The 6,000-nt window shown below is 48.7% G+C and carries 5 protein-coding genes; 1 reads left to right on the top strand and 4 read right to left on the bottom strand.

The window, feature by feature from the left end; all coding sequences use genetic code 11:
* Positions 1-140 precede the first annotated feature (140 nt).
* Both H6F50_RS21190 and H6F50_RS21185 read right to left on the bottom strand, forming a co-directional pair.
* Positions 141-1,160: an ATP-binding cassette domain-containing protein gene (locus tag H6F50_RS21190; protein ID WP_190430227.1), complete on the bottom strand. Its 1,020-nt coding sequence runs from the start codon at positions 1,158-1,160 to the stop codon at positions 141-143.
* A gap of 237 nt (positions 1,161-1,397) precedes the next feature.
* Complete coding sequence (locus tag H6F50_RS21185; protein WP_190430226.1) at positions 1,398-2,159, bottom strand: 3'-5' exonuclease; 762 nt, start codon at positions 2,157-2,159, stop codon at positions 1,398-1,400.
* Between the two features lie 226 nt (positions 2,160-2,385).
* On the opposite strand from H6F50_RS21185, the gene H6F50_RS21180 reads away from it, so the two are divergent.
* Entirely contained in the window at positions 2,386-3,579 is a 1,194-nt protein-coding gene (locus tag H6F50_RS21180; RefSeq protein ID WP_190430225.1) for a pentapeptide repeat-containing protein, read from the top strand.
* A 170-nt stretch (positions 3,580-3,749) separates the two neighbouring features.
* Here the strand turns inward: H6F50_RS21180 and H6F50_RS21175 are convergent, their stop codons facing one another.
* Positions 3,750-4,724 carry a heme o synthase gene (locus tag H6F50_RS21175; protein ID WP_190430228.1) on the bottom strand — a complete coding sequence of 325 codons (975 nt, stop codon included), beginning with the start codon at positions 4,722-4,724 and terminating at the stop codon, positions 3,750-3,752.
* A 124-nt stretch (positions 4,725-4,848) separates the two neighbouring features.
* Entirely contained in the window at positions 4,849-5,775 is a 927-nt protein-coding gene (locus H6F50_RS21170) for a heme A synthase (protein WP_190430224.1), read from the bottom strand.
* Positions 5,776-6,000: the final 225 nt, after the last annotated feature.

The raw sequence follows: 6,000 nt of genomic DNA, 5'->3' as shown, positions 1-6,000 counted from the left end.
GATGCAGCACCGGCATTAGATTTACCCGCTGCCTCTGGCTGCAACCGGATATCAGGTTTAGGAGGCGTTATCGTACTGCTCATATCAATTTCAGATGTTGGATGTTGGATTTTGGTGGCTTGGTGGTGTAAAAGCTCGTTCTACCGCATATTCTGCTTTTTCTCTGCCTTCGGATCGCGGCTACCGGCTGCTGCAAGTTCTGCATCCATCAGGGTTCTCCCCGTAGCGGCGAGATAAACATCATCTAAGCTAGGTCTAGCTTGTGCAATGCCAAAAATCGGTAAATTAGCGGCTTGGAGAGATTGCTGTATGGTCATCAGCGCGTCGCTTTGGGGCGTGACTACTAAATTGAGCGAATTCCCCTGAGCGCTATTGATGATCGCTTCTTGGACAAAGGGCAGAGATTGCAGCATATTTTTCGCTTTCTCTGCTTCTTCAATGGGAGAAAATTCGCGGATACGCAGGGTGATGCGATCGCCTCCCACCCGATCCTTCAACTCAGAAGGCGTCCCAGAGGCAATTACCACCCCTCGGTCGATAATCGCCACTCGGTCGGCTAAAGCATCAATTTCTTCTAAATAGTGGCTGGTAATCAGCACCGTTGTCCCGGATGCTCGCAACTGGCGCAAGAAATCCCACACGACTACACGGCTTTCAATATCTAGCCCTACGGTTGGTTCATCCAGAACTAAGACATCTGGCTGATGCAGCAACCCAGCGGCTAAGTCGAGGCGCTTGCGTAAACCGCCAGAGTAGGTGCCAGTTTTTTTATTAGCGTATTCTTGCAATCCCAAGACGCTCAGCACCGCCTCAATTCTCTGTTTCGCCACGGCACCGGGGAGGTGATACAGCGCGGCTTGCAGTTGCAAGAGTTCCCTTCCTGTCAGCACCTTATCTAAGGCGACCTCCTGAGCCACATAGCCCAAGCGTTGCCGTGCCCCCCTAGGGTTATCCACAACGGAGATGCCAGAAACTTCGATTTTGCCAGCATCGGGTGTTGTCAGGGTACACAAGACCCGCAGGGTTGTTGTTTTCCCGGCACCATTGGGTCCCAATAGACCAAAAATTTCACCAGGTTCTACCTGAAAGGAAACATTTTTAACGGCTTCTACTGAGCCGTACCGTTTCTGAAGCTTTTCGATTAAAACAGCGGGAGCCATAAATGTCCCAAATTAACAAATCTAAACACTCTTTGTTTCTATTGTATTTCAATCCCTCATCAGGATTTATACTCCCACCGTACTGAATTCATCCTTTGAAAGGCGAAAAGCCCGTACCATCCCAGGACGAACAGCGCCAGATACGCATAGGTATAAGCGATCGCGCCCTTCCCCATAGCTGAGATAGAGAAAGCGCGCGATCGCTTGATTTAACTAGATTGGGAAACTCTAGCCGGATTAGTGACAGAGTGCTATTTGCGTGACAGAGAAAGGAAGTTCTTTGCTATCATCCACAGCCATTCTTCGTTCCCAGCTCTTTCGCTCAGAAATCCACCTGAAACCCGCCTGTTTTGCCTGTTGACGATTGTCATAGGTTACAAGAGCTTTAAAAAGAGCTTTGGGTCTTAAAGCTTTTTCAAACATAGCTTGCAAGTTTTCCATGCGATCAAAAAGAGCTGCGATTAACTGGCAATCAGTTAGTGCCCTATGCGTTCCAAAAACTCCAATGTCATGAGCTGCTGCCAATTCGAGCAAAGATTGACCAGAACGGGTTTGACGAGGCCACTTGAAATCGTTACAAGTACATACCCAAGGAAGCGGTTCCCCTTCAAAGTTCAATAAAGTAGGTAATGTGCTTTTCCCATTTTTTGAGAGACCAAACCACTTCTTATCAAACTCGGCATTGTGCGCCACAATAACTTGCGCCATTTTTGCCATCTCAACGAGCATCCGCACTCCCCGATCAGCTTGTTCTGCTGTCATTTCCATTAGCGATGCTGGTTTAATTCGGTTTATATGCTCTGCCGGATTACTCTGTGCAGGCAAAATTATTGAAAATTGCTCGATGGTGGTTTGGTGCTTCACCGAATAAAGGATTGCTCCAATTTCTATCACCTGGCCCGCGTTTACTTCCAGATGTGTTGTCTCTGTATCGACGATTAAAACCTGATCGGGCGTGTGAAGCCGTTGCTGAGGTACAGCTAATGGATTGTGGTTCATAATGGAGATAACAAATTAACTACAGGCCCCCAGCCTTAGAGCTGGCGGGCTTTTTTTTGGCAATTCTGCCCTTGACATCCACAGCATAACTTTGCCAATATCGCCCTGTCAACTATTTAAGTAGTTAGTTCTTTTGCAATAATGTTCATAAGCGTGAGTAGTATCCGATATCATAAGTATAGTGAGACACGTCCTGATTAAGTCTCAAGTGGTAAACAAAGCGCTTATGAAAAAAATTCGCTGTAAGTTAAAGGATTTGATGGAAAAACGGGAGCTATCCCAGTACAAACTAGCAAAAGAGACGGGTCTTAGTATCAATGCCATCAGCAGGCTTTACAAAGGTGAGTTTGATCGAATTGACTGCAATACATCTGAAGTTTTATGCGACTACTTTGGCTGCGACTTATGCGAACTTTTTCCTCTAGAGGCTGATTCCTCAGAACGGATGGGAGAGGATGAGCTTCGGAAGCGATATGCAGCAGGGGAGAGGGATTTTTCAGGAGTAAACCTCAGCACTGCCAGCTTAATTGGGGCAAATCTGAGTGGGGCTATTCTAACTGGGGCTATGCTGACCTCAGCTATCTTGACTAGCGCAAACCTAAGCAAGGCAAACTTGGATCAGGCAGATTTGACAGGAGCATATCTGAAAAAAACAAACCTGAATGCAGCCACCCTAAGAGGAGCAAAGCTCCGTTTAGCAAGACTAGATGCGGCAAAACTTGTCTATGCAGAACTAACTGACGCAGACCTCAGCCAAACTTCTTTAGAAGATGCAGAGCTTCGTTGGGCAAACCTAAGTGGGGCAGTTTTAAGAGGAGCAAACTTAAATAACGCACAAATGGCTAGAGCGAACCTGAGAAAAGCCGACTTGACCAATGCAGAACTAACGGGAGCGCATTTAATGTGGGCAGACCTGAGTGAAGTAAAGGCGATCAGTGCTGCTCCTGAGGTGAGTAGTGCAAATTTTAGTAGTGCCGACTTGAGCGGTGCTAACCTCAGCAGTGCCAACCTGAGTGGTGTTGATCTAACAAATGTCAACCTCACAAATGCAAATTTGAGTAGTAGCAATCTGAGTCGTGCCATTCTGAATGGTGCTGACCTAACTGGTGCCATTCTAAATAGTGCCAATATGACCAATAGTATTTTAGAAAAAAGCTATCGGGGAAACACTACTGTGGTAGTAGCTTTGAGTGGTGCTGACTTGAGTGGTGCTGACTTGAGTGGTGCTGACTTGAGTGATGCTGACTTGAGTGGTGCTAACTTGAGTGGTGCTGACTTGACCCATACCAATCTGAGTGGTGTCAACTTAAGAAATGCTAATCTACAGAATGCTTCCTTGAACAAGGCTAAATTTAGGGGATCAACAATGCCTGATGGCAAAATATTTAGCAGTTCAGAAGAGGAGTTTTCCGAGTTCTAGCTGTTAGATTTAGATGGATTTTGCCGGTTGAGCGATCACGCTAATTGTTGATAGAAATGCGATCGCATTCCCAATCCTTTCCGCAAGAGTTTAAACAGAGCGACCGCTTTCAATGCAAAAAACCCGCCTTGGCGGGTTTTTTTGTTTAGATGCGATTTCTAATCGCGGGATCATTGCAAAATTGCGATCGCGCTAATGAATGTCTGGAGATGTTCGCCAACAAATGCGGTGAATTGATGCGTTACTGGTAAACTATCGACGACAATGCCGGTGCAGAGCAGCATCATGTAGAGGATGGAGTATTTAAACAGCGATCGCGCGACCTGTTTATCTCCAGGTGACTGCAACATCTGCCATGCTTTCTTAATAAAGAGACTCCCCAGGATTGAGGCAACAATCCCATAAACGATACCAGACGCGCCCAAAGGATAAACCAGCAACAACGTCATCGGTACCATAATCAGCGTGTAAAGCCAAATTTGCCGAGTCGTGACCACTTCCCCTTCAACCACTGGCAGCATCGGAATCCCGACCTTGGCGTAGTCATCTCGAATCATTAAAGCTAACGCCCAGAAATGGGGAGGCGTCCACACAAACACAATGGCAAAAAGCAGCCAAGCTGCCCAGCTTAAGGTGCCGGTAACAGCTGCCCAACCGACTAGCGCCGGGATCGCTCCTGCGGCACCGCCAATCACGATGTTTTGCGTGGTGTGGCGTTTTAGCAAGTGGGTGTAGATGCCCATGTAGAAGACAAGGCCTGACATTGCCAAGAGGGCACTGAGCAGGTTGGCGAAGACGGTTAGTAAGGTGAAAGAGAGACAAGCCAGGACAATTGCAAAAATTAGCGCATCGCGGGACTGTACCCGACCGGAAGGAATCGGGCGGTGGCGGGTACGCTCCATTGCATAATCGATATCGCGATCGTAGATGCAGTTGAGGGTTTGAGCAGATGCGGCAGCGAGAGTCCCACCCGCCATCGTCACCAATAACAACAGCGGATCTACCTGTCCATCTGATGCCATCCACATACTCGCCGCCGTTGTGATCAGCAGCAGCGGGATAATTCGGGGCTTTGTCAGCTGGTAGTAACTCTGAATGACCTCTAGGAAGTTTTGGTGTCTGCGGGAGACATCGGTTCCAACTATCATTTCCTGCATTATTTATTTTTTCCTAAGTGACCTAGCCTGCCGCAACGCGATCGCTCAAGGGTAAACGAGCGCAGGCTTTGTTTGTAGAGTCCCACCCTGAGGGGTGCGGATTGATGAAGAGCTATACGGAAGGGTTGGGAATGACACTGGCGCGATCGCGCAACGCCAAAACAGTAAAAGCAACAAGCGTTCCGAGTAAGGCGGCTCCGACTGCCTGGTGAGCGACGGTCAGTGGTTCTACTTGGAGGTGCAAGCGGAAGGTCGCCACACCGAGAATCACTTGTAACACCAGTAAACCACCACCCAGATTAGCCAGACGGCGTAGCATCGGGTGCAGTGCGGGTGTGCGCCATGCCAAAAGCACGACAGCGACGATCGCTAAAGTTGGGGGAACGACACCCGCAATGTGGCTATTCATCACCGTACACAACTCTTGCGCCCCAAAGCACTGATGGAGCGCCCAGCGAGAACCCACTAATCCACCCAGGAGGCTTTGTAGATAGACCAAAATTGCAGCCGTTAAACTCACCCACGGCAATTTTCCAACCGTGCCCGTGCCTTGATAAGGCAACAGTGCCGCGCCAATTATCAGGAGGGTGATAAAAAACAACAGTGCGGTTCCCAGGTGAGCGGTGACAATATCAAAACGCAGCAGTTGCGTGACCGTCAGTCCCCCCAAAACGCCCTGAAATACGACTAAAAAGAGTGCGAAGGTGGACGCCCAAGGCAGCCATTTGGGGAGCGATCGCTGATGCCACCAGGAAAGAACCGCCAGTGCGATCGCGCCGAAGCCGATTGCTGCCGCGTCCAACCTGTGAAACCACTCCAGAAACACCTGAAGATTCATCTGCGAAGAAGGCACCAGTTGACCGTAGCATAGAGGCCAATCCGGGCACGCCAGCCCAGCATTCATCACTCTTGTGGCACTCCCAATCGCCATCAAAACCAGCGTAGCGACGCCCAGCCGAAACACCAAGCGACGGATCTTGTCCCTTGGGTGGGAATCCTCCGGAGTGCGAACATCCTGATGAAGGACGGATTCTGTCATAGCGTTCAAAAAGCTAATTTTTCACCAATCAAATCAGAGTATCCGCTCAATTCCAACCTAGCATCTGAATGGAGGAAGATGACCGGCTCTAGCTACCACTCTAATGACCCCGTTGCATCATCAGCCACCGCTTTAGGAATTTCTTCCAATTGCCGAGATTTGGCGGAAATTGAGGCGAATTAGGGCAATGCAATAACCTCTGCGGCTAAAATTTTTAGATTTCTT

Source organism: Coleofasciculus sp. FACHB-712 (genome assembly GCF_014695635.1).
Lineage (GTDB): Bacteria > Cyanobacteriota > Cyanobacteriia > Cyanobacteriales > FACHB-T130 > FACHB-T130.
The sequence above is the reverse complement of the archived record's forward strand: the minus strand, read 5'-3'. Positions and strand labels throughout refer to the sequence as shown.

What these genes read in the sequence shown, in the direction of transcription:
- H6F50_RS21190 (WP_190430227.1), bottom strand. Translation starts at nt 1,160, where the DNA reads ATGGCTCCCGCTGTTTTAATCGAAAAGCTTCAGAAACGGTACGGCTCA.
- H6F50_RS21185 (WP_190430226.1), bottom strand. Translation starts at nt 2,159, where the DNA reads ATGAACCACAATCCATTAGCTGTACCTCAGCAACGGCTTCACACGCCC.
- H6F50_RS21180 (WP_190430225.1), top strand. Translation starts at nt 2,386, where the DNA reads ATGAAAAAAATTCGCTGTAAGTTAAAGGATTTGATGGAAAAACGGGAG.
- H6F50_RS21170 (WP_190430224.1), bottom strand. Translation starts at nt 5,775, where the DNA reads ATGACAGAATCCGTCCTTCATCAGGATGTTCGCACTCCGGAGGATTCC.